Source organism: Sinorhizobium sp. KGO-5 (assembly GCF_036245905.1).
GTDB lineage: Bacteria > Pseudomonadota > Alphaproteobacteria > Rhizobiales > Rhizobiaceae > Sinorhizobium > Sinorhizobium meliloti_A.
On the sequence record NZ_BDIZ01000002.1, the window covers coordinates 85,132 to 105,367 of the forward strand.

Below are 20,236 nucleotides of genomic sequence, written 5' to 3' on the forward strand. Positions count from 1 at the left end.
ATCCGGACATATCAGTGCGCTGAGGTTCAGTTTTCCGAACGGGCGCCGCCTTCGATTCCGAAGCGCGTCATCTTTTCCCAAAGCGTCGTCCTGGAGACGCCAAGCTGCCGCGCCGCCTGTAATATCTGGCCATTCGTCATGCTCAGCGCCTTCAGGATCTGCCTGCGCTCCGCGGCGTCGCGCGCCGCAGAGAGCGTTTCAACTGGGGAGGCGGCTAGGCTGGACCGCCTTTCCGGGAAGAGGTCGACCGGCATCAGCAGCGTGTTTTCGGAAAGCGCGGCCGCCCTCTCGAGACGATTTCGGAGCTCACGGGCGTTGCCCGGCCATGCGTGTTCCAGCATTGCATCCTCTGCCAGCGCGCTGATGCCGCGCACGGGCGTCTCGCGCGACTCGGTAATCTCGTCCAAGAAACGCCCGGCCAGCCAGAGGATGTCCTCGGGCCGGTCACGCAGCGGCATTAGCGTGAGCGGCAGGGCGGAGAGCCGGAAGTAAAGGTCTTGGCGAAAACCAGTGCCGCGCTCGCCCTCGACCTCTTGGTGGGTGGCGCAAACTATGCGCGCCTTGAAGGGGATTGGCTTCTCACTTCCGAGACGGTGGAAGTGGCCGTCTTCGATCAGCCGCAGCAGCTTTGCCTGCAGGGGGAGGGGCATGTCGCCGATCTCGTCCAGAAAGAGGACGCCGTCGCCAGCGCGCTCTGCATAGCCACGATGAAGCTGATGCGCCCCGGTAAATGACCCCTTCTCATGACCGAACAGTTCGCTCTCCAGCAGTTCCGACGGGATCGCAGCGCAGTTCACGGCCATGAACGGCGACGCCGCCCGCGGAGAAATCTGGTGGAGATACCGTGCACAGATCTCCTTGCCCGTTCCAGTTTCGCCCTGGATGAGGACGGGCAGCGTGTGCGCCGCATACCGTCCGAGCACCATCTCCACGTTCCGCATGAAAGGAGAGATGCCCAGCTCCGCTTCGACGGGAGCACTGGGGGCGAATCTCAGGCTCGTAGCGATGCGGTCAAGCAAACCGGCCATGTCGAAGGGCTTGGTGATGAAGTCTACGGCACCGCTTCGCATGAGGCGGACCGCCTGATCGATGTCACCAAAGCCCGACATGAAGAGGAACGGTGTCGAGGCTTCGCGGGAGCTCTGACGGAAGACGTCTTCGCCATCCATATCTGGCAAGCGGATATCGCAGACCACCAGATCGAATTCACCCGCATGACTGGAGAGTTCGCGCAAAGCCTGCTCTCCTCGCGTCCACCACTGTACCTTGTACCCTTCGAGCGAGAGGCGCTGCACGAGTGACTCGCCCATAATGGGATCGTCCTCGAGCAGCCCAATCCGTCCCGTGTCACGCGGCATGGCCAACCTCCAACATACTATCCAGCGGCAATTGCAGCTCTATCAACGCTCCGGTACCGCCGTTTTGACCTATCCTGATCAGTCCTCTAGCCTCGTCCACCATCTTCCTGACCATCCACAATCCGAGACCGCCCGTGCGGTTCGCCGGGCCAGGATCAGCCGACGTGAGCACGTCGAGGGCGGGTTTCTGCAATCCAGGTCCGGAGTCTCCGACGGTGAGCACAAGTACGTTCGCCTCGTGGTCGATCCGCGTCTGTACGGTGACGTTTCCCCCATCGCCGGAAGCGGCGCTGGCATTCAGAACGAGATTGAGAAGTGCCTGCCTGACCGCGACGCCGGAAAGTGCGGCAAGCGAGGCCGACTCGGGACATCGGCCCCAGACGAGCGTCTGCCGCCGCCGAGCAATCTCGGGACCAACCAGCAGACGCACGTCGTTGAGGTCGTCCAAGGTCAGCGGCCGGCCCGTGCGGTCGGCTCTGTACGTAGCCAAGGCGGCGCGCACAACATCCCGGATTCCTACGAGGCCGCGCTCGAGCAGGGCTAGGCTGCTTTCCCTGACGCTTCCGTCCGTCCCATGGCTCTTCAGCGTGTCGATGCAGTTGAAGAGTCCACCTAGTGGGTTATTGATCTCATGAGCCATGCTGGAGGCAAGCCTACCGAGGCTCGCGAGCTTCTCCTCCTCCGCAAGCTTAATGGTGAGCGTCCTCCGTTCCGCCTCGGCTTCTACGAGCGCGTTGAACCCGTGAAACAGGTCGGCGAATTCACCCTCTCGCCTCGGGAACTCTTCCAACGCGATGGGACGCGGAGCAGCGTTGGCACCGGACCGCATGTGGTCGGCCAGAGTCTTCACGGGCTGCACCATGCGCCTGGTGAGTGCGTATCCGACACTTGCGAACACGATAGCAAGCGCTGCGTTCGTGGCCAGCAACGTGTTCAACACCTGGCGGCGTTCGGCTATCAGGTGGGAGATGTCGAAGGATGCATGGACCGCTCCGACTGTTTTGCCCTGATAGACAAGCGCTCGTTTACCGAAACCGGTGTGCTTGCCCCAGTCGATCTGCACACCATTGCTCGACGGGGGACGATCCGCGTATTGCTCGGGCAGCTCGGCCAAGGGAGCGACCGATCTAGGATTGCTTGAGGCAAGCACCCTTCCATCGCGCCCCGTCACGATCGTCTCCAGCGGCGAAAGGGCGCGGTAGACGGAGCGCGTCCTGTCGAGGATGTCGTAGGTTTCCCAGACGTCGTCCCGGAGAACCGGGGGAATGAGTGCGGTCGAAAGCCCATCCAGATAGGTGCCCACCACCCCCGACAGGTGCTGCTCCTGGGTTTCGTGAAGCCTGCTCAGCACGCGTTCCGAAATTATGACGCTGATGACGACCATGAGGGTTGCGACCAGCGCCGGAACCCGGAAGATCAGGGGAATGCGCTGCAACTGCCGGAGAAGTCTCATCCTAGCCTCCGAACGAGATCGATATTGGCGGCTATGCTGTCGAAGGTCGAAGGGGGCGCATCCACGAAGCCATCCAGTTGCAGCCGTTGCAGCACCGAGCGGCCGACCGGATCCGACGCGATGTCGAGAAAAGCAGACCGCAGGCTTTCCAGGACTGTCGTTCCCTTGAGCTTCGCCGGCGCTGCGACAGGAGGGAAGCCGTGCCAGGAAGACTTGACGAGGACCTTCGTTCGCGTGACCAGTTCCGGCTCTATGTTCCGCATCACCTCCCAAACATAGCCGTCGACGCTTCCGGAGTTCGCCAGTCCGGAAGCAACCGCCCTGATCACGTTGCGATGGCCGTAGGTGAAGAATGTTCGGCGGAAGAAAGACGCCTCGTTCAGATGCCGCTCGGCGAGATAAGCCTTCGTAACCAGATATCCGGAGTTCGAGTCGGGATCCGAGAAGGCATGGATGTCTCCCCTGCAATCCTCGAGCGACGTAGCTCCGCGCTCTTCACCGACGATCAGATAGGACTGGTAGAGCGGCCGGCCCCGCCAGAGCGGCGTCGCCACAAGGGTCAGTTCGTCGCGGAATTTACGGAAGGGATAACCGCAAATCCAAGCGGCCTCCAGGCTTCCTGCCACCAGGAGGGCAGTCACCTCCTGGTACGTCCGCTGGGTTACGAGTTGCACGTCGCGGCCGGTCTTTCGTGACAAAAACGTCTGAAGCTCGTCCAGCACATCCAGGTCGTTCGACAGAAACACCGGCGTCAGACCGAAGCGCAGAATATCGGTTCCGCGTCCCCCTTCCGCCGATTCGGCAAGCACATGCGTTGCCGTCAATGATAGCGCGCCGCCGAGAAGCACACGCCTGGTCAAGGGCCAGGCGCACTTGCCTGACTTGCGAGGGGGCTCGTTGCTGTCTTCGGCCATCCTTCCTCCTCCGGCATCGACGCACAGTACCCTTCCGCCTCCAACGGAAGTCATCCCCCGACGAGGCTACCTCCTTCGTCGCAATTCACAAAGAGTTAGCACCGGGACTTGCCGCTGTCTACATTTCCAGTATTCTCGACATATGGAACACGAAAACGCCATGCCGGACCAAGTTAAAGGTGACGACTGCGGTGAGGAAACTGCGCAAGCAAGCGATCTGGTCCGAAGGAGGAACGGATGAACTGGCTTCCGAAAGGAATGCGCCGGAGGAGGGATCTAGATCCGAGGCGAGGTGAAGAGGGAGGCGTGATCGTCGGCGCGGCTGGTCTGATCGCTCTTATGGCAGCCATTACTCTGGGTATCTGGGCTGTTGACGATCTCGAGGTCGGTGCGCAGGCGGGCGCGGTGGTGTTCCTGACGGCGTGGTCCGCCTTCGGACTATACGCTGCCAACCCTCCCGGCGCCAAGGATGTGCGGCTGCTGCCTTCCATCCACACCTGCATCAAGCTTGCACCGGCGACAGTTGCAGCCTGCGGAGTGTTGTGGCTCGCTGCTGGGGGATGGGAATAGGATTGTCTGGCGACATCGCCTGCCAGCAATGCTCTCCTGCAGCTCTTACCTCATGGTCCGGAGCTTCTGCCACACTCTGAGGCTCTATCTCCGATGCAGATATGGCGGGCAGCCCGCGACGTGCGGCTGCTCACAATGGTGACCTGTTTGTTCGTGAATACATTAATGCTTCTACCGCGTGTCGGGTCGTCTTCATTCGCAGTGACCATCGATCATTGAGCCCGGTCCCTGCCGGCGTCCGCATGCGAGGTCTTGGCACCATAAATGAGTGGCAGCCGCCGCCGCGCGTCTGGGAAGACCCAGTTGGAATCATTGACGCTCTTCTGTGTCATCTGAATGTAATTCGGTGACGCTACATGGCCTTCTCGAAGTGTCCAAAATTGATGGAGAGGCGCCATGAGCGATATCGACAAGACGAAGCTGTCCTGGGACGAATGGGACGAACTTCACAACCCGCCACCGGCCGAAACCGATTTCGATCGAGTCGTCGATTCGGCGATCTCACGCCGCGGGTTCATCGGCGGCGTGCTGGCATTCGGCTCTGCCGCCGCGGCGATGGGCACGCTTGGCAACCTGATCAGCTCCACCTCGGCGCAGGCGCAGGAAGCGACGTCCCGCTTCCCCTTCAAGCCGGTCCCGATCGCGACGGACGGCACGGTTCACGTCCCGGAAGGCTATTCATGGAAGCCGCTCGTCAAATGGGGCCAGCCGCTCTTCTCGAACGTGCCGGATGTTGATGCGGCCACCGGCGTCAGCATTGCGAATTCCGACAAGGTCTTCGGTGAGAATACAGACGGAATGGAACTCTTCGTCGTCGGCGACCGTCAGGTCATTGCCGTCAATCACGAATATGTGAACACGGAAGTCAATCTGCCCAACAACGACAAGGGCATGCCGAAAAGCGCCGACGACGTGAAAATCCTCCAAAACATGCAGGGCGTTACCGTCATGGAAGTGGCGGAAAGCGATACGGGCTGGGAGGTCGTACTCGATAGCCCGCTAAACCGCCGAATCCACCACAATACACCGATGAAGCTCTCCGGCCCCGCCGCTGGTTCCGACCTCGTCAAGACCGCCGCCGATCCGAGCGGTGTCGACTGTCTCGGGACCTTTAACAACTGCGGCGCCGGCAAGACGCCTTGGGGCACGTATCTCACCTGCGAAGAGAATTTTAACGGCTATTTCGGCACCACGGACACGAATTTCACGCTCCCGGACGATTACAAGCGCTATGGGATCGCGGCCGAGACGCGCTATGCCTATGAGAAATTCGACGAGCGCTTCGACGTGGCGAAGAACCCCAACGAGCCGCGCCGCGCCGGATATGTCGTCGAAATCGATCCTTCCGACCCCAACTCCACTCCGATCAAGCGCACCGCGCTGGGCCGCATAAAGCACGAGAACGCCGCTGTGGTTGTCGCCCGCGACGGTCGCGTCGTGGTCTACATGGGAGACGACGAGCGCGGCGAATTCCTTTACAAGTATGTCTCGAACGGCATCTATGTTCCGGGCGGCGACACCTCCAGGCTGCTCGATGAAGGCACACTCCACGTCGCTAAGTTCTCCGACGACGGTACTGGCGAGTGGCTGGCACTGACGCCGGAAACGACCGGTATGAAGATGGACGAGATTTGCGTCTTCACCCGCCAGGCCGCCTCCAAGGTTGGCGCGACCACCATGGACCGCCCAGAATGGGTTGCCATCAATCCGGTCGCTATCGAAGCCTATTGCGCGCTGACGAATAACAGCCGCCGTGGGGAAGTGAAGGACGGCAAGCTGCAGACTAATGCCGGTGGCGACGAGATGAGCGTGAACGCCACCAACCCACGCGAGAAGAACGAGTACGGCCAGATCGTTCGCTGGTATCCCGAAAACGAGGATCACGCAAACGGCAAGTTCAAATGGGACCTCTTCTGCATGGCCGGCAACCCCGACGTGCATAAGGATACCTACGCCGGCTCATCCAACATCAACTCCGGCAACATGTTCAATTCTCCCGACGGCATGATTTTCGACTCAACGGGGCTTCTCTGGATCCAGACCGACGGTGAGGACACCAACGAAGGTGATTTCGCGGGCCAAGGCAACAACCAGATGCTGGCCGGTGATCCGGCAACCGGCCGCATTGAACGTTTTCTCACTGGCCCGAAGGGCGCGGAAGTCACCGGGCTGACCTGGTCAGCCGACAAACGCACCATGTTCGTCGGCATCCAACATCCAGACGCACCCTTCCCGGACGGAGCAGGCAAGCTCCCACGCTCGACCGTCGTTGCCATCAAGCGCGAAGGCAACGCGGTTATCGGCTAACCGGATGAGACGACTAATCGGTTGAGGCGCCGGGTTCGGCGCCTCTTGATGAACGCGGATGCCATAGCATTCGACCATTATGAGCAGAAGAACCAGAGTGCGCGGCGTTTGCGACGCGTGGAGGGGCGGGGGACGCCACGTTCGACCACATGATTGTGAAAGCAGAAGACGGGGGCTAACGCCTGCGCCGTCATACTCCTATTGGAAGCTGCCGCTATAGCCGATATCGAAGTTCATTACGTTTTCGACAGGCAAAAAGCGATGGAACACCGCGATCTGCTCTCGGGACTGGTGAGGCTGCATGTGCTCCACCATGCGTCCGAGCAGGAAATCTATGGGCAGTGGATGATCGAAGAGCTGGACCATCACGGCTATCGGTTTTCGCCGGGCACGCTCTATCCCATGCTACACGAGATGCAGCGCGACGGCTATCTGACCTGCCGCGAGGAGCGACACGGGCGATCCGTGCGCAAGCTCTACCGCATCACCGATCTGGGACGTGAGGGACCGGTGTTGGCGAAGAAACGGGTTCGGGAATTTACGGGCGAGGCAATGATCCATGAATGAAACAACGCTCGACGCGGCTGCACGCAAATGTAATTCAAGAGGAAATGCGGGTGAAGTCTTTGCGGCCTTTCTGAAACTCGGGCTAACCTCATTTGGTGGTCCGATCGCGCATCTCGGCTATTTTCGCGATGAGCTGGTCGTGCGCCGGCGCTGGCTCGATGATAAAGGCTATGCAGACCTCGTAGCACTGTGTCAGTTCCTCCCCGGCCCGGCGTCGAGCCAGGTCGGCTTTGCCCTTGGGCTGCTCCGTGGTGGCCCGCTAGGGGCCGCGGCCGCATGGACCGCATTCACGCTTCCTTCGGCGCTCTTGCTGGTACTGTTTGCGCTGGGGGCGGCCGCTTTCGGCGGGCCGATCGGCTCCGGCATCATCCATGGGCTGAAGGTGGTCGCCGTCGCCATCGTCGCGCAGGCCGTCTTGGGTATGGCCAAAAACCTCTGCCCTGATAAGGAACGCGCCAGTATTGCGCTCGCAGCGGTTCTGATTGTGATCCTCGCTTCCGGCTCGATCGGTCAGGTCGCAGCTATCGTCTTTGGGGGGCTTGCCGGATTGTGGCTTTGCCGGTCCAAGAGCGATGCAATCACGGGTCATGTCAGCTTTCCCGTGTCACGTGCTGGGGGTGCAATCGCCCTCACGCTATTCTTTGTTCTGCTTTTGGGTCTGCCCATCATCGTGGCAGCAACTTCGTTGCAGGGCTTGGCGGTTTTCGATTCCTTCTTCCGCGCCGGATCGCTCGTCTTCGGCGGCGGCCACGTTGTGCTGCCACTGCTGGAAGCCGAGGTCATCCAGCCCGGTTGGGTGACCGCCGATCAGTTCTTGGCGGGTTACGGCGCTGCGCAGGCCGTGCCCGGCCCACTCTTCACCTTCGCCGCCTATCTCGGCGCAGTGCTTGCCCCCGAACCCAATGGGCTTTTCGGCGCAACCATTGCCCTGATCGCCGTCTTTCTGCCAGGCTTTCTGTTGCTGATCGGCGTCCTTCCGTTTTGGGACGCGTTTCGCGCGCGGCCGACCGCGCAGGCGCTGATGCGCGGCGCAAATGCAGCCGTCGTTGGGATCCTTGGTGCCGCTCTTTACCAGCCGGTCTGGACGAGCGCGATCGTCGGCCCGTACGAATTTGCGCTGGCGCTGACCTGCTTCGTTCTCCTCATAGTCTGGAAATGCCCGCCGTGGATCGTCGTTCTTGTTTCCGCGATGGGCGGTGTGCTCATCGGGCTCGCCTAACTGGTGATGATCCGGCATGCTGGATTCCTGCCGCAGCTGGCTTTTTCGCCGGCGCATAGGCCGTTACCCCTGTGGCTGCAGTCGCCACGCTCATCGCCGGCGACGGACGAGCATCTATATTCTTCCGGGTTATCGAGCGGCGGGTGTTTGGATACCTGCAGACATGCAACGAGATCCTGAACTCGCTAAGTACGCACAGGGGAATTAAGGGATTTACATGTAAATCAATGACTTAAGTTCCATAATATGCGTTATCTGATTTTACAATTTGTAGTTGTATGTTCTATTTTCAAGCGATGAAAACAATGGCTTGCCTCGCGGTTCTGCCGACGGCACCAGCCCCAGTTCCGGCTGGACTGTTCGCAACCGACATATCCTCTTTCGATAAGGGCCACCGACAGGCCGCGCCGCGCCGGCTCTACCAAGACTCGAGCAGGTATCACAACGCGATCCTGCACACCGCCCTTCGCCATGAACGACTAGCTGCGGAGGCGAGCCACATGAGGACCCACGATTGACGAGAAAATTCGAGGCTGCCCGGCGGCGCGGGCCGATAGCAGGGCTCCATGCACAATGGCCATCATGATTTGGGCCTCCTGCTCCGGCGAAGCGTCTAGTCGAAACGAGCCTTGCTTTTCCCCATCGCTTAGAACCGATGCCAGCCACTCCATCAGGTTCTGAAAGTGACGCCGAACCAGCCCGGCAACCTCGTCCGGGAGCATCTGCATCTCGCTCGCCAACATTGCGCAGACACAGAAGGGCTGCGAGGCGTCGAGGACGCACTTCTGCCAGTAATCGAGATAGGCTTCGAGTTGGTTGGCGGGGTCCGCGACATTGTTTCGAAGCGAGTTCAGCCCGTCTTTGGCACGACCTACATAGCGTTCGACTAGGACGGCGACGAGCGCCGCCTTGGTTGGGAAATGGTGGTGGATGCTGGCCTTCCGAATCCCGATCGCGTCGGAAATGTCCGCATAGCTGAATCCGTTGTATCCCCCGACGACGACAAGAGACTGCGCGACATCGAGGATTTTTTCCGAGGTACTGAGCTCCATGTTCGGTATCTACCTTCTGGTAGGATGATCGTCAAATACATCGCGACTTCGTGAATTGACCGTGCACGGGCCTACCAAGTAGTAGGTAGATCGTTCGATCTCAAGGAGCATCCAATGCATCACCAAACTAAACCGCAGTCGACGTGGCTGCGCTCCTACTACTATGCCCGTGCTGGCTTCTCGATCTTCTGGGTGATCGCGGCCACTTCGGCAGCAAGCTTGTCCCCTGTCGCCTCCTTGCTTCTCGTCATCTACCCCGCATGGGATGCGCTCGCGAACCTCGTCGACGCCAGAGCCCACGGCGGCCTCGCCGCCAACAGGTCACAGATGCTCAACGTCTTTGCCAGTTCAGTCATGGCGATCATCGTTCTCTTTGCCGTGATGAAAGACACGTACGCTGTTCTGGCAGCCTTCGGCATCTGGGCGATCCTGTCCGGACTTCTTCAGCTCTACACCGGCATCCGGCGCTGGCGGTCAGTTGGAGCGCAGTGGGCGATGATCCTGAGCGGCGCGCAGTCAATGCTGGCAGGCGGCTTCATGATCAAGCAGTCGCTCGGTTCCATGCCGCCGACCATTCTTGACGTCGCTCCTTATGCCGCTTTCGGCGCCTTCTACTTCCTGGTCTCGGCAATAGCGCTGACTGTTGCGGCCTATCGTGGGCGGAGGAACCCAGCCTGAGAAGGTGATGAGGCTGCGGAGGAACGGCGTCCCTCCCCGCCTCGCCCGTGTAGTCGGCGGCGCATAGATCATCAGTTTCGTCGTAATGTTGTTCCCGTGTCTTGAGGATCCACCGATTACTCGGGATCAGCGTCGATGCATGCGATGAGGCCGTCGGGGCCGGTGGGACATTGAGCCGACCGATCTCGGGGCGGAAATCTCCGGTGAAATCGACGCGGGCACGGATCCCGGCCGCCTTCAATTCTTCAAGCGAAAGAAGCTTAGTGGCGGTGCGGGACCCGACGAAGAACCGGTCCATGTAGTCACGAACGCCTGCGTGGCCCTCGAACCGCTCCCGGGTCGACGGATCGTCGATGACGGCGTCGTGAGCGAACAGGTGCAGTGCCGCCTGGGCGTCGAAAGAATTGGTAGCGCGGATTAGCGGCTCGACCACATGTCTATAAGGCTGGTTGGTGGTCATGCCTTACCTCCGTGCTGCCAGCTCCTGTAGACGAACTCAAGCGTGTATCCGTCGGGGTCGGTGACCGGGGCCGCGTAGTAGCGAGGATCTGGAGCTGAGAGCCCGGAGGGTGAAGCTCATGCACTCCCGCTGCCATCGCAGCAGAATGGGCGGCGCCCTGCAGCGCGACAAACAGGGTGAGACGTGATCTCATCCAGATTATCGCTTTATAGCGCCACCATCGCCTCGAAATTGGCAACGAATCCTACCTGCACGGCGCGGGCGACGCGGCGCCGTCTTGAAGCCACAAGAACATCCAGCCGTCCGCGCCGAAGCCGTTGAGGTCGGGGTGCCCTGGCGTCCGTCCCTGCCGTCGCAGTCGAGGCGCTGGCTCGTGAAGAACAGCTCCCTTGAGTCCTTGCAGGCATCCGGCCATCAGTGACCGGAATGTCCCGTGGGCGTTGAAAACGGACGTAAAAAGCACTTGCACAGATTGAACGAAGGACAGGTAACCTGCAACGCTTGTGAATACGCAGGCGCGCAGGTGCGCTCCAAGGTGATCGGGAGGTGCTGCCCATCACATACGTTCCGCCGCCGCGGTCAAGCCTGCAGCGTCGCGTATTCCGGACTGATAGGCACCGATCAGCCTCGCTGCGAGTATTGCAGCCTCCTCGGAATTCAGTGGCAATGCCCGCAATTGCAGTTCGCGACGGAAAATGCCCTCGATCAACTTGAGCTCGTCAGGCCCTAGTGGATCAAGGGTGCATACTCGTTGGTGTCTCATTAGCTCTCCTCCCGGGCCTCGCGATCGCCTCGGTGCCGGGGGAAAGTCTACGCGTCTTGGTGTACATGGCGAGTCAATACTGCGCCTCAAGGACAAAGGGTCTGGAACCGTACAATCACCGCGGAATTGGAGAAGACTGTCCTTCCGAACCATGCTGGCTTGCACATAGTCGATGGGCAGCCGGCATGCTAGAGTCATGTAACACCGATCCGCAATCCTTGGCAGAAAGCGGCCGACAGAGCCGCGGTGCTCCGGCTCCCAATGAGGGGAAGGCAATGGCGATTCCACCCCAAGCTTCGGTTAACAACCAGTTGCTGGACCTGCTTCCGGAGGTTGACTATAACCAGGTTGCGCCTGACCTCGACTATGTCAAAGTGGCTAGAGGCGCTCTGATCGCTACAGCCGGCGCCCCCATAGACCATGTTTATTATCTCACGTCCGGGATTGGCTCCCTGGTCGCCTCGACGCCTGAGGGTAACAAAGCGGAGGCGGGTATCTTCGGAAGTGAAGGTTACATTCCGACTTCTGCTGCGATGGGTGTAGAGCTCAGCGTCCACGACATCATCATGCAGATCGAAGGAGACGGCTACCGGATGGAGTTCAGCGCATTCCGGAAGTGGATGGATCTTAACCGGAATTTCGCCCGAGTGATGATCCGATGCATTGAGGCCTTCTCGATTCAGCTTACCTACACTGCGGTTTCGAACGCGTTGCACGGGGTGGACGAGAGATTGGCCAGATGGCTTCTGATGTGTCACGACCGTGTACCAGGCGACGAGATTCCGCTGACGCACGAGTTCATTTCGCTGATGCTTGCGGTTCGCCGTCCAAGCGTCACAACGTCGCTCCACGTCCTTGAAGGCTACGGTTTTATTCGCTCGAACAGGGGCAACATCATTATCCGGAACAGGCAGGCCCTCGAAGAGTTCGCCCGGGACGCCTATGGCAAGCCGGAGGCGGAATACCATCGACTTATGACTGCGCTCTTCTGAACCCGCAAAAATACGCATCCAGCCCGCCCTGGTACAAACAATGCTGCCGTCGCGGGCCGCAGGGTGTCGAGAAAAAGGCGAAGTCCTTCTCGGCGATCAGCTTGGCGGTGGCCCCGTCCATGAGGAAGCCGTGTTCGATGCACTTCACACCAGCAGCGATAGCCTTCCGGATCGCATCCGGAGTGAGAGCGTGCGCGGCGACATAGGTGCCCCAATTCTCGGCAATTTCCACGGCGGCCCGCAATTCTGGCTCGGTAAAGGTGGTGACGTCGAGCGGGCTGAAGGGTGAAGACACCCGCCGCCCGCCGTAGTTTGATCAGAACGACCCCTTGCATGGACTGCTCGCGGACGTGCAAACGCACCTCGTCGGGGCCGTCCACGACCATGGCACCCCCGCTCGTCTCCATCGGGGTGAGCAGGCCGCCGGTGCTCCTTCGCAGGTCGGTGAGCTGGCGGAAATCGCCACGTCATTATCAAAAACCCTTCTGCCATTTAAGATTTCACCGGCGCCGCCTAAAGACAACCAGAAATAGAACACCGACGCATGATGGGCCCCACTAAGCTGAACTTCGTCCGGTAGCGTACGGCAACCAGAGACGACCTACACTCGTTTTACGGACAACTCGACGAATAGGGAATTTCGCCAGCTATTCGGCTGACGAACCCGTCGGCTCAACTGCCAACAGAAGGCGTCCTTTGAGCTGCGCCAGGGAGGTTCAGATGCAAGTGACGGATGCTTGGGAAGAGTGGTGGCGAGGGCTTGGACATGTTGCCCGATGCAACCGCGACATGGCACGGACACGCGAAGCATTTGATGCTGGGTATGCGGCCGGCCGTCTCACACATCGACGAGCCGCTGATGGCGCAGCCGAAATTGCGCGAGGCACGCGTCCGAGGGCGCAAAGACACGAGACCTGGAGAGCTACAAGAGCAGCGCGGGAGAGCACCTAGCTGCCAGACGGAGGTTTCGCCACGGCCGTCCCTAGATGCCTGTCGTTGAGCAACTTAGAGATTGCCACCACCAACTGTGCCATAGCGAACGGCTTCCCGAGATGATGCTATTGGGGACGCCTTTCGACGCCCAATCGGGAGCGCTGTCTCCACTCACGTAGACGACCGGCATTTCGGGATCGACCTCTCGGCTGAAACGCGCGACATCCCAGCCATCGGGAGCCTGCTGAAACTGCATGTCGGTGATGACCCCTTGTGTGGTGGTCGATGCATTGCTCAAGATTTTCAATGCCTTGTTGCCACTCTCTACAGCAAGACAGCAAATCCGCCTCGACAAGCGTCTGTTCGAAATCGAGCAGAAGCAGCCCCTCGTCCTCTACCAGTAAAATCGCGACCGCTTCCGTAGTGCCCCCGTCGCGCCATGCGGCCGTAGGTCTCAAACGCAGTGACGGGCCACCAGTTCCCCAGACTTCCAACCCCCGCTCGGGTAAACGCCTTTCTCCGCCCTTCTACGGAGGTGTCGAGGTCATAACGGATGTGCCCGGACGCGGCAAAACCAAAACCTGCCGCTTCTGGGGCCTATACGTATGGAAGTGCGGGTAAGAGGATTATATCGAATCTACTTATCGACGAGCACCGCTGACCAGCGAAATGGAATGGGCGGCAGCAATTACGAGCGGGGGTAAACCGCTCTTCCGCTTCCTCTGACGTGTACCGGTTGCGCGGGACGCCGATATTGATCGCGCCAAAGGCTGCGCCGCATGCATCGAGGATGGGGGCCGCCACTGAAAGATCGCCGTGGCAATACTCCTCGAAGGCGGTGGCGTAGCCTTGCGCCTTCGACTTCGTGAGCTTGGCGCTGAGCGCGTCGAGATGCCAGTGGTGTGCAGCGTGAACGGGTGCAGGTTGGATTTGGAGAGGATCGTATGCGCCTCCGCCGACGGCAGGCACGACAGGATCGCGATTTTCGGCGCCGTACAATAAGCCAGCAGGCGCGTCCCGATAATCACGTCATTGTCGAGGACGTGGCGGCTCATGAAGCGTGACACGAAGACGATATCTGTGTCGTCACGAACCGCTAGATTGACGGTCTCCTCAGTCGTCTTACTGAGATGCATGAGGTAGGGCCGCGTTCGACCAGGCTGCTGCTGGCCCGGCTGTAGTGATAGCCGAAATCGAGCGCCTTGACGGAGCTTGGTTTCACCGTTCTTGCTTAGATAGCCGAGCTTTTGCAGGGTGTGGGTGAAGCGCGGGAGGCGCTCATGTCGAGCCCCGTCTCCTCGGCGATCTGCGACAGGCTGAGATTGGCGCGCGTTTCGTCGAAGGCTCTCAGTACGCGGAAGGCAAGCGAAACACCAATGTCCATCAATGATGTTTCGGACGATCAAGGATTATGAAATGAGGCACGTTATAGCCTTCACCCGAGCCGGGCCAGCCTTCGCGCAGCCATGCGAAACAGTGTTACCTCTTCTCGATCAGGGACACGAATTCAGCGAGCTCGACTGAATCCCGCCCGCTCCAGCGCGTCCTGCATATCAGGCGACAGCAGGGCGGCAAGGAATGCCTGAACTGCCACCCGCTCCTTCCGGTCTGTAACTAGCGCGAAATCAAAGTGCTCTTGCGTCAGCGGTATGAAACCCAAGCCAGCGGCGCGCGCGACCGGCCCGATCGTGACGCCCCAGTCGGCGCGTTTCTGTACGACGGCGGCGGCGACTGCATTGTGTGAGCGAGGCTGGTTCCAGTAGCCATCGGGGCGCGTCTGGCCGAGCAATTGGTCGATCAGGATGCGCGTACCGGCACCCTGGTTTCGATTGACCATCATGCATTCTGGATCAGCCAGAGCAGCCTCCACCGCCTCCGGCGCATTGCGGCCTTCGAAGCGCGCGTCACCGCGGCGGAACACGATGCCTTGTATGCGCCGCCAGCCCGGCACGAGCTCGATACCCTCGCTAAGGAACGGCGTGTTGTAGACTTGTGTCTGAGGGTCGAAAAGATGGATCGGCGCAAGGTCGCACTCACAGCGTTTAGCGGCTGCAAGACCGCCCAGGCTTCCGACGGCCAACGATCGCACCGAAATCCCTTGGCGCGCGATCTTGCCCACGACAAGATCAAGGCCTGTGCAGTGACTGCCGATCACAACGAGGTCGGGCACCCTGACCTGCGGCGTGAACAGCGTCACCGGCACTTGTGCGCCCGCTGGCAGATGGTCGGCGAAGGCGTCAATGCGGATAAAGCCATCAGCCTGGGCGAAGGCGGTAATCGCTCCCGAGCCCTTGCCGGTCGCATAGGCCATCAGTCCGTCCCGCCCCTGCACCAGCGAGACCATGACAAACTCGGTGCGCCCCAGTTCGGACGGAACGCGGAAGGGAAGCTGCGCACTCGTCTGCGCATCAACGCGCGGCGGCAGCCCCGCCATGCGCCGCAGGATGGGCACCACCATATCGTGGAAGGTGAACATGGCCGAGGTCGGGAATCCTGGCAAGATGATAACCGGCTTGCCGCCGCATACCGCCAAACAGAGCGGCTTTCCAGGCTTAAGCGCAACACCATGAGCAATGATGCCCGGTTTTCCGAGGCGGCCAATAATACGGTAGCTGACATCTCCCGCACCCTTGGAAGTACCTCCAGATAAAATCAGAACGTCATGGGAGGCGAGCGCCTCACGCATTGCGGTCTCGAGCCTGGCTTCGTCGTCTGGAAACGCGCCCAAAAAATGGGCCTCGCCCCCGTTTTCGGTGACCGCCGCACTAACGATCGGCCCATTGGCGTCGTAAATGCCGGCCGGCTGCAGCGGTTCGCCCGGTTGCACGAGCTCATCACCCGTGGACAGAACAGCAACGCGGAGTTTGCGGGCCACCGTTACCTGCGGGGTTCCGCAGGCTGCGAGTATCCCGATCTCACGCGCGCCGATCACCGACCCAGCCCGCAACACGACCTCTCCTCGCGCCATGTCCGATCCGGCGGTGGAGACGAACTGCCCCGGCGAGACAGCACGCCGCACTTCGATGGCCCCACCCCCGGCTGGCTGAGTATATTCCACCATGACGATCGCGTCCGCACCGCGTGGCAGAGGCCCCCCCGTGGCGATGGCTGTGGCGGTCCCGGGCAATACCGCAAGTTGCGGGACGCTGCCGCAGGCAATCGTTTCCCTGTTCAGCATCAATCGAACAGGCTGTAGGTCAGAGGCGGCAACCAGATCTGCTGCCCGTACCGCAAACCCATCGACATTGGAACGGTCGAAAGGTGGAATGTCGACCTGCGCCGCGACGTCTTCTGCAAGAGCCAGCCCGAGCGCCTCGGCTAAACTCCATTTTTCAGTCGGCACCGACCAGGGAAACAGCGCTGCTTCGAAACGGGCCAGGGCCTCCTCACGTGACAATATCGTCAGAAATTGCTTCTGGTCGGTGTTTTGCGGGATCGAAGAAGGAGACTTCATCATGATGGCTGCTCAGTTCAAATTGCGAAGAGGCATAGCTGTGACGGACGTGCCGACGTCATATCCCTCGCTATCACCCGGCACTGCCAGCCAGGCATCGGCAAGCCGCATGGCCTCCAGCGAAAAATCGCCAACGGCAAGCGGCGTCCACATGGCCTGCTCTCTGCCGAGCAGGACAATCTCACTGAGCCCGACCTTCGACGCAATCTTTCGCGAGAGCGGCAAGGTTGTACCAATCCGCTTCGAGCGGCCTGATAAACGGTCCAGGATCGGCTGGACCAATGCAAGAAAGCCGGCAAAGACATGATCAGGCGCCCCGGCCAAAGCGACCAGCGGCGTACTGCCAAGCCGGCCGATCGCCGTAGTATCGCCAGGCCGCATGGCGATACGATGCGCAATCAACGCGTTGGAAAGCGTCAGGGCCTCGGCAGTCGCATCAAGGCGGCCAGCACCAGTGCCTCCGACCAGGAGAAGCAAATCGCAAACCTCGCCGGCAAGAGCGGCTGCGATCGAAGCTGCATCACGGTGCGCGGTCTCTATCGCGGCGATCGTCGCATTCGAGGTCATCACACATTCGGCAACGAGGCGCGTCGAGAACGTCTCATGGTTTACGGAAGCGACATCGATCACACGCACGCGCGGGCTGCGTACGGGAATCTGGCTCAACCCTGCTTTGCGAGCGATCAGCAGGTCCGCGGCGCCGACTATCCCGCCTTCGAGAACCGCGGGTCGATGTGCGGTCATGTCCTCCCCCACCCGGCGCACGCCCTGACCGGGAGCAGCCTCGCCGACGGCAAAAACGATTGGGCTGCTGCAATCGATCAGATCGGCTTGCAACACACAGTCCGATCCAGTCGGCATGACGTCGCCCACTTCCACCCGGACCGGGGCCGTCGAAAGCGCCAGAGGTGAGTAGGCGGACGCTCCCACGAGGTCGAGTGAACAACACGCCCAGCCATCAATTGTCGCAATGTCTCGCAACGGCAGTGCCGGCAAGGCAGCCGGCATCGCCGCGGCGACACGACCAAGCGCCCGGTCAAGCGGCTCCGACCGGGGAGCGATAGGCATCAAACCACTGAGAAGCGCCGCAAGCGCCACTTCCAGGCTTATCAGGGCGCTCGTCGGAGGATGCACTGTCATCATCGCCCGATAATGGGACAGATGCGGGCACCTTGGCAACAGACCTCAGATGCGCTGCCCGCTCGCATTTGGAAAGAAGAGTTGCTGGCCATCGATCTTGTACTCACCGATCGCCTTCTGGCCCTCAGGCGCAATCAACCAGTCGATGAATATCTGGCCCAGCTCCGCCTTGACATCGGGGTGTTTTTCCGGGTTCACCAGCATGACGCCATACTGGTTGAACAGCCGCTTGTCGCCCTCGACGGAAATAGCAAGATCACCGCGGTTCCTGAACGACAGCCAGGTGCCGCGATCGGAAAGGACGTAGGCATTCATGGCAGATGCCGTGTTGAGCGCGGCTCCCATCCCCTGTCCGATGTCCTTGTACCACCGGCCCTTTGCAACCTCGATATCGACGCCAGCGTCTTTCCATAGCCTGAGTTCCATAAAATGGGTGCCTGACCGGTCACCGCGTGAGACAAATAGCGCTTTTTTTACTTCGATCGAAACTAGGGCGGCCGCGATATCCGTCATTCCACTGACGCTGGCGGGATCACTTTTCGGGCCAATCAACACAAAATCATTGTACATCACGTCGGAACGCTTCACTCCGAAGCCCTCCTGAATGAACTTCTCTTCCTGTGCCTCGGCGTGAACGAAGACCACGTCGGCATCGCCACGGCGTCCGGTGTCGAGTGCCTGGCCGGTGCCTTGCGCCACGACCTTGACATCGATCCCAGTCTCTCTCTCGAACAGCGGAAGAATATAATCGAACAGGCCCGTGTCCTGGGTAGAAGTCGTCGATGCAACGACGATCGACCGGGTTTGGGCCTGGGCCGGCGTCACGCCGGCCAGGATCAGAAGAATTCCCACAGAGAACAATCGGCGGGTCGGCATTTTCAATCTCCGTTCTGTCGATCAAAGGACGAGATCCCCGCGTATAAAGGCTGCAGCCTGCGGCGTGGCTGGACGATCGAAAAAATCCCTTGCATTGGCATGCTCGAAGAGACGGCCCTGGGCCAGGAACACGACATCTCCGGCAAGTCTGCGCACCTGGCCCAGATCGTGTGAAGCCATGATGATCTTGGTGCCGGAATGGGCCGTCGCAAGGATGATTTCCTCCACGAAGCGCGTCGCCGCCGGATCAAGGCTTGCGGTCGGTTCATCGAGCAGGAGAATTTCCGGCTGGCGCGCCAGAGCACGCGCAAGCGCCAGTCTTTGCTGTTCACCGCCCGACAAACGGCGCGCAGGCCTCGAAGCCAGCGCACTCAGGTCAACACTGTCGAGCAATTCCTCGGTGCGCTGGGCGCGCAGGCCGCGCGGGCAACCGGCGTGAGCAAGTCCATACGCAACGTTCGCGGCAACCGAGCGCCGCAACATCACGGGCTTCTGAAACAGGATCGCTCGGCGTTCGGGGCCGGCATCGATCCGGCCACCCCAGCTCACGACCCCCCGCGACGGGCCAAGCGAGCCCATGCACAGCCGCAACAGCGAGGTCTTGCCCGCCCCATTGGGGCCAAGAACAAACGTCGGCGCTCCCAGCCCGATCGTCAGGCTTATTCGGTCGAGTATGGTCGTCGCACCGGCGCTCAGCGACACGTCATCGAAGATAAGGGGAAGATTGCTTGCAGCAGCGCGCATTTCTAACCGGCCTTTTCCACGGCCCATACCCGCACGCCCCAGGCAGTGGCATTTACCAGCAGAATGAGGAGAATAAGGATGATGCCAAGCCCGATCGCGAGGGCAATATTTCCCTTTGAGGTCTCCAGAGCAATCGTGGTGGTCATAGTCCGGGTGAAGCCATCGATATTGCCGCCGACGATCATCACCGTGCCGACTTCGGCCGCGGCCCTGCCGAAGCCTGCAAGCAAGACGGTAACGAGGCTGAAGCGGCTGTCCCACAAAAGTGTCGCAACCCTGCTAGCCCAGCCGACCCCCATGGCGCCCAACTCCTCGCGATATTCGAGCCAAAGATCCTCAACTGTCTGGCGCGTCAGCGCGGCAATGATGGGCAGCACCAGAAATGCCTGCGCGATAACCATGGCGGTCGGCGTAAAGAGGAGACCGAGTTCTCCCAGCGGCCCTGACCGCGATAGCAGCAGGTAGACGCTCAAACCGACGACAACCGGCGGCAAGCCCATGAAACCGTTCAACACCACGACCATTGCCGTGCGGCCGGGGAAGCGGGTCAGCGCGAGAATGGCACCAAGCGGAAAACCGATAATCCCCGCAGCTACGACAGCCGTCAGGCTGACGGCCAGCGACAGGCCGACGATCGCAAATAGGGTGGCATCTCCGGATGCGATAAGCTGCCATGCAGTGAGTGTTTCCGACATGAGGCATCTTCCCTTGTCGCAATTTCCGGCTTTTTTTTCCTGGATGTCAAATTATTGAACA

At 60.5% G+C, this 20,236-nt stretch carries 19 protein-coding genes and 3 pseudogenes; 7 read left to right on the forward strand and 15 right to left on the reverse strand.

Annotation, left to right across the window (positions count from 1 at the left end; all coding sequences use genetic code 11):
- Positions 1-26: 26 nt before the first annotated feature.
- Genes aioR through BHD07_RS09615 form a run of 3 tightly spaced genes read right to left on the reverse strand, consistent with a single transcriptional unit; the run spans position 27 to position 3,725 of the window.
- Positions 27-1,358 (reverse strand): arsenic response regulator transcription factor AioR, encoded by a 1,332-nt coding sequence (gene aioR, locus BHD07_RS09605; protein WP_338279517.1) that lies wholly within the window; start codon positions 1,356-1,358, stop codon positions 27-29.
- The gene (locus BHD07_RS09610; RefSeq protein ID WP_338279519.1) at positions 1,348-2,811 is read right to left on the reverse strand and encodes a sensor histidine kinase; all 1,464 of its coding nucleotides are present in this window, start codon (positions 2,809-2,811) and stop codon (positions 1,348-1,350) included. The genes aioR and BHD07_RS09610 overlap by 11 nt, the downstream gene beginning before the upstream one ends.
- Positions 2,808-3,725: a substrate-binding domain-containing protein gene (locus BHD07_RS09615; protein WP_338279521.1), complete on the reverse strand. Its 918-nt coding sequence runs from the start codon at positions 3,723-3,725 to the stop codon at positions 2,808-2,810. The genes BHD07_RS09610 and BHD07_RS09615 overlap by 4 nt, the downstream gene beginning before the upstream one ends.
- A gap of 237 nt (positions 3,726-3,962) precedes the next feature.
- On the opposite strand from BHD07_RS09615, the gene BHD07_RS09620 reads away from it, so the two are divergent.
- From BHD07_RS09620 to chrA, 4 genes are all read left to right on the forward strand, one after another.
- Complete coding sequence (locus tag BHD07_RS09620) at positions 3,963-4,295, forward strand: hypothetical protein (RefSeq protein ID WP_338279523.1); 333 nt, start codon at positions 3,963-3,965, stop codon at positions 4,293-4,295.
- A gap of 396 nt (positions 4,296-4,691) precedes the next feature.
- Positions 4,692-6,602, forward strand: coding sequence for a PhoX family protein (locus tag BHD07_RS09625; protein WP_338279525.1), 1,911 nt, complete (start codon positions 4,692-4,694; stop codon positions 6,600-6,602).
- Positions 6,603-6,863: 261 nt separating this feature from the next.
- On the forward strand, positions 6,864-7,169 hold the full coding sequence (locus tag BHD07_RS09630) for a PadR family transcriptional regulator (protein ID WP_338279527.1): 306 nt from the start codon (positions 6,864-6,866) through the stop codon (positions 7,167-7,169).
- A complete protein-coding gene (chrA, locus tag BHD07_RS09635) occupies positions 7,162-8,388 on the forward strand; it encodes a chromate efflux transporter (protein ID WP_338279529.1) in 1,227 nt (408 codons plus the stop codon). Before BHD07_RS09630 ends, chrA begins: the two co-directional genes overlap by 8 nt.
- 479 nt (positions 8,389-8,867) lie before the next feature.
- Here the strand turns inward: chrA and BHD07_RS09640 are convergent, their stop codons facing one another.
- Positions 8,868-9,440: a TetR/AcrR family transcriptional regulator gene (locus BHD07_RS09640; RefSeq protein ID WP_324765343.1), complete on the reverse strand. Its 573-nt coding sequence runs from the start codon at positions 9,438-9,440 to the stop codon at positions 8,868-8,870.
- Positions 9,441-9,554: 114 nt separating this feature from the next.
- Here BHD07_RS09640 and BHD07_RS09645 point away from each other — a divergent pair, with 114 nt between their 5' ends.
- Positions 9,555-10,118 (forward strand): DUF308 domain-containing protein, encoded by a 564-nt coding sequence (locus BHD07_RS09645; protein WP_324765344.1) that lies wholly within the window; start codon positions 9,555-9,557, stop codon positions 10,116-10,118.
- A 277-nt stretch (positions 10,119-10,395) separates the two neighbouring features.
- On the opposite strand, the pseudogene BHD07_RS09650 reads toward BHD07_RS09645, so the two are convergent.
- Together BHD07_RS09650 and BHD07_RS09655 are read right to left on the reverse strand one after the other, a co-directional pair.
- Positions 10,396-10,578: pseudogene (locus BHD07_RS09650) on the reverse strand (nuclear transport factor 2 family protein); the annotation flags it as partial.
- 556 nt (positions 10,579-11,134) lie between these two features.
- Complete coding sequence (locus BHD07_RS09655; RefSeq protein ID WP_324765345.1) at positions 11,135-11,341, reverse strand: hypothetical protein; 207 nt, start codon at positions 11,339-11,341, stop codon at positions 11,135-11,137.
- A gap of 275 nt (positions 11,342-11,616) precedes the next feature.
- On the opposite strand from BHD07_RS09655, the gene BHD07_RS09660 reads away from it, so the two are divergent.
- The gene (locus tag BHD07_RS09660; protein WP_102763346.1) at positions 11,617-12,333 is read left to right on the forward strand and encodes a Crp/Fnr family transcriptional regulator; all 717 of its coding nucleotides are present in this window, start codon (positions 11,617-11,619) and stop codon (positions 12,331-12,333) included.
- Between the two features lie 82 nt (positions 12,334-12,415).
- Here the strand turns inward: BHD07_RS09660 and BHD07_RS09665 are convergent.
- Positions 12,416-12,797, reverse strand: a pseudogene (locus BHD07_RS09665) (amidohydrolase family protein); the annotation flags it as partial.
- A 723-nt stretch (positions 12,798-13,520) separates the two neighbouring features.
- Here BHD07_RS09665 and BHD07_RS09670 point away from each other — a divergent pair.
- Entirely contained in the window at positions 13,521-13,670 is a 150-nt protein-coding gene (locus BHD07_RS09670; RefSeq protein WP_338279536.1) for a hypothetical protein, read from the forward strand.
- 193 nt (positions 13,671-13,863) lie between these two features.
- Here the strand turns inward: BHD07_RS09670 and BHD07_RS09675 are convergent, their stop codons facing one another.
- From BHD07_RS09675 to BHD07_RS09705, 8 genes and pseudogenes are all read right to left on the reverse strand, one after another.
- Entirely contained in the window at positions 13,864-14,235 is a 372-nt protein-coding gene (locus BHD07_RS09675) for an IclR family transcriptional regulator domain-containing protein (protein WP_338280899.1), read from the reverse strand.
- Positions 14,223-14,402 (reverse strand): annotated as a pseudogene (locus BHD07_RS31860) (IclR family transcriptional regulator domain-containing protein); the annotation flags it as partial. The gene BHD07_RS09675 and the pseudogene BHD07_RS31860, both read right to left, overlap by 13 nt.
- A 95-nt stretch (positions 14,403-14,497) precedes the next feature.
- Positions 14,498-14,650, reverse strand: coding sequence for a helix-turn-helix domain-containing protein (locus BHD07_RS09680; protein ID WP_338279538.1), 153 nt, complete (start codon positions 14,648-14,650; stop codon positions 14,498-14,500).
- A 123-nt stretch (positions 14,651-14,773) separates the two neighbouring features.
- Positions 14,774-16,723, reverse strand: a complete 1,950-nt coding sequence (locus tag BHD07_RS09685; protein ID WP_338279540.1) for a molybdopterin biosynthesis protein — start codon at positions 16,721-16,723, stop codon at positions 14,774-14,776.
- A gap of 9 nt (positions 16,724-16,732) precedes the next feature.
- Positions 16,733-17,860 (reverse strand): molybdopterin-binding protein, encoded by a 1,128-nt coding sequence (locus tag BHD07_RS09690; protein WP_338279541.1) that lies wholly within the window; start codon positions 17,858-17,860, stop codon positions 16,733-16,735.
- 45 nt (positions 17,861-17,905) lie between these two features.
- Positions 17,906-18,736, reverse strand: coding sequence for an extracellular solute-binding protein (locus BHD07_RS09695; RefSeq protein ID WP_338279543.1), 831 nt, complete (start codon positions 18,734-18,736; stop codon positions 17,906-17,908).
- Between the two features lie 21 nt (positions 18,737-18,757).
- Complete coding sequence (locus BHD07_RS09700) at positions 18,758-19,480, reverse strand: ATP-binding cassette domain-containing protein (protein WP_338279545.1); 723 nt, start codon at positions 19,478-19,480, stop codon at positions 18,758-18,760.
- A gap of 2 nt (positions 19,481-19,482) precedes the next feature.
- Positions 19,483-20,175: an ABC transporter permease gene (locus BHD07_RS09705; RefSeq protein ID WP_338279547.1), complete on the reverse strand. Its 693-nt coding sequence runs from the start codon at positions 20,173-20,175 to the stop codon at positions 19,483-19,485.
- Positions 20,176-20,236: the final 61 nt, after the last annotated feature.

Excerpts from the sequence above, each read along its gene's own strand:
- aioR (WP_338279517.1), bottom strand. The coding sequence starts at position 1,358 with ATGCCGCGTGACACGGGACGGATTGGGCTGCTCGAGGACGATCCCATT.
- BHD07_RS09610 (WP_338279519.1), bottom strand. The coding sequence starts at position 2,811 with ATGAGACTTCTCCGGCAGTTGCAGCGCATTCCCCTGATCTTCCGGGTT.
- BHD07_RS09615 (WP_338279521.1), bottom strand. The coding sequence starts at position 3,725 with ATGGCCGAAGACAGCAACGAGCCCCCTCGCAAGTCAGGCAAGTGCGCC.
- BHD07_RS09620 (WP_338279523.1), top strand. The coding sequence starts at position 3,963 with ATGAACTGGCTTCCGAAAGGAATGCGCCGGAGGAGGGATCTAGATCCG.
- BHD07_RS09625 (WP_338279525.1), top strand. The coding sequence starts at position 4,692 with ATGAGCGATATCGACAAGACGAAGCTGTCCTGGGACGAATGGGACGAA.
- BHD07_RS09630 (WP_338279527.1), top strand. The coding sequence starts at position 6,864 with ATGGAACACCGCGATCTGCTCTCGGGACTGGTGAGGCTGCATGTGCTC.
- chrA (WP_338279529.1), top strand. The coding sequence starts at position 7,162 with ATGAATGAAACAACGCTCGACGCGGCTGCACGCAAATGTAATTCAAGA.
- BHD07_RS09640 (WP_324765343.1), bottom strand. The coding sequence starts at position 9,440 with ATGGAGCTCAGTACCTCGGAAAAAATCCTCGATGTCGCGCAGTCTCTT.
- BHD07_RS09645 (WP_324765344.1), top strand. The coding sequence starts at position 9,555 with ATGCATCACCAAACTAAACCGCAGTCGACGTGGCTGCGCTCCTACTAC.
- BHD07_RS09655 (WP_324765345.1), bottom strand. The coding sequence starts at position 11,341 with ATGAGACACCAACGAGTATGCACCCTTGATCCACTAGGGCCTGACGAG.
- BHD07_RS09660 (WP_102763346.1), top strand. The coding sequence starts at position 11,617 with ATGGCGATTCCACCCCAAGCTTCGGTTAACAACCAGTTGCTGGACCTG.
- BHD07_RS09670 (WP_338279536.1), top strand. The coding sequence starts at position 13,521 with ATGTCGGTGATGACCCCTTGTGTGGTGGTCGATGCATTGCTCAAGATT.
- BHD07_RS09680 (WP_338279538.1), bottom strand. The coding sequence starts at position 14,650 with ATGGACATTGGTGTTTCGCTTGCCTTCCGCGTACTGAGAGCCTTCGAC.
- BHD07_RS09685 (WP_338279540.1), bottom strand. The coding sequence starts at position 16,723 with ATGATGAAGTCTCCTTCTTCGATCCCGCAAAACACCGACCAGAAGCAA.
- BHD07_RS09690 (WP_338279541.1), bottom strand. The coding sequence starts at position 17,860 with ATGACAGTGCATCCTCCGACGAGCGCCCTGATAAGCCTGGAAGTGGCG.
- BHD07_RS09695 (WP_338279543.1), bottom strand. The coding sequence starts at position 18,736 with ATGCCGACCCGCCGATTGTTCTCTGTGGGAATTCTTCTGATCCTGGCC.
- BHD07_RS09700 (WP_338279545.1), bottom strand. The coding sequence starts at position 19,480 with ATGCGCGCTGCTGCAAGCAATCTTCCCCTTATCTTCGATGACGTGTCG.
- BHD07_RS09705 (WP_338279547.1), bottom strand. The coding sequence starts at position 20,175 with ATGTCGGAAACACTCACTGCATGGCAGCTTATCGCATCCGGAGATGCC.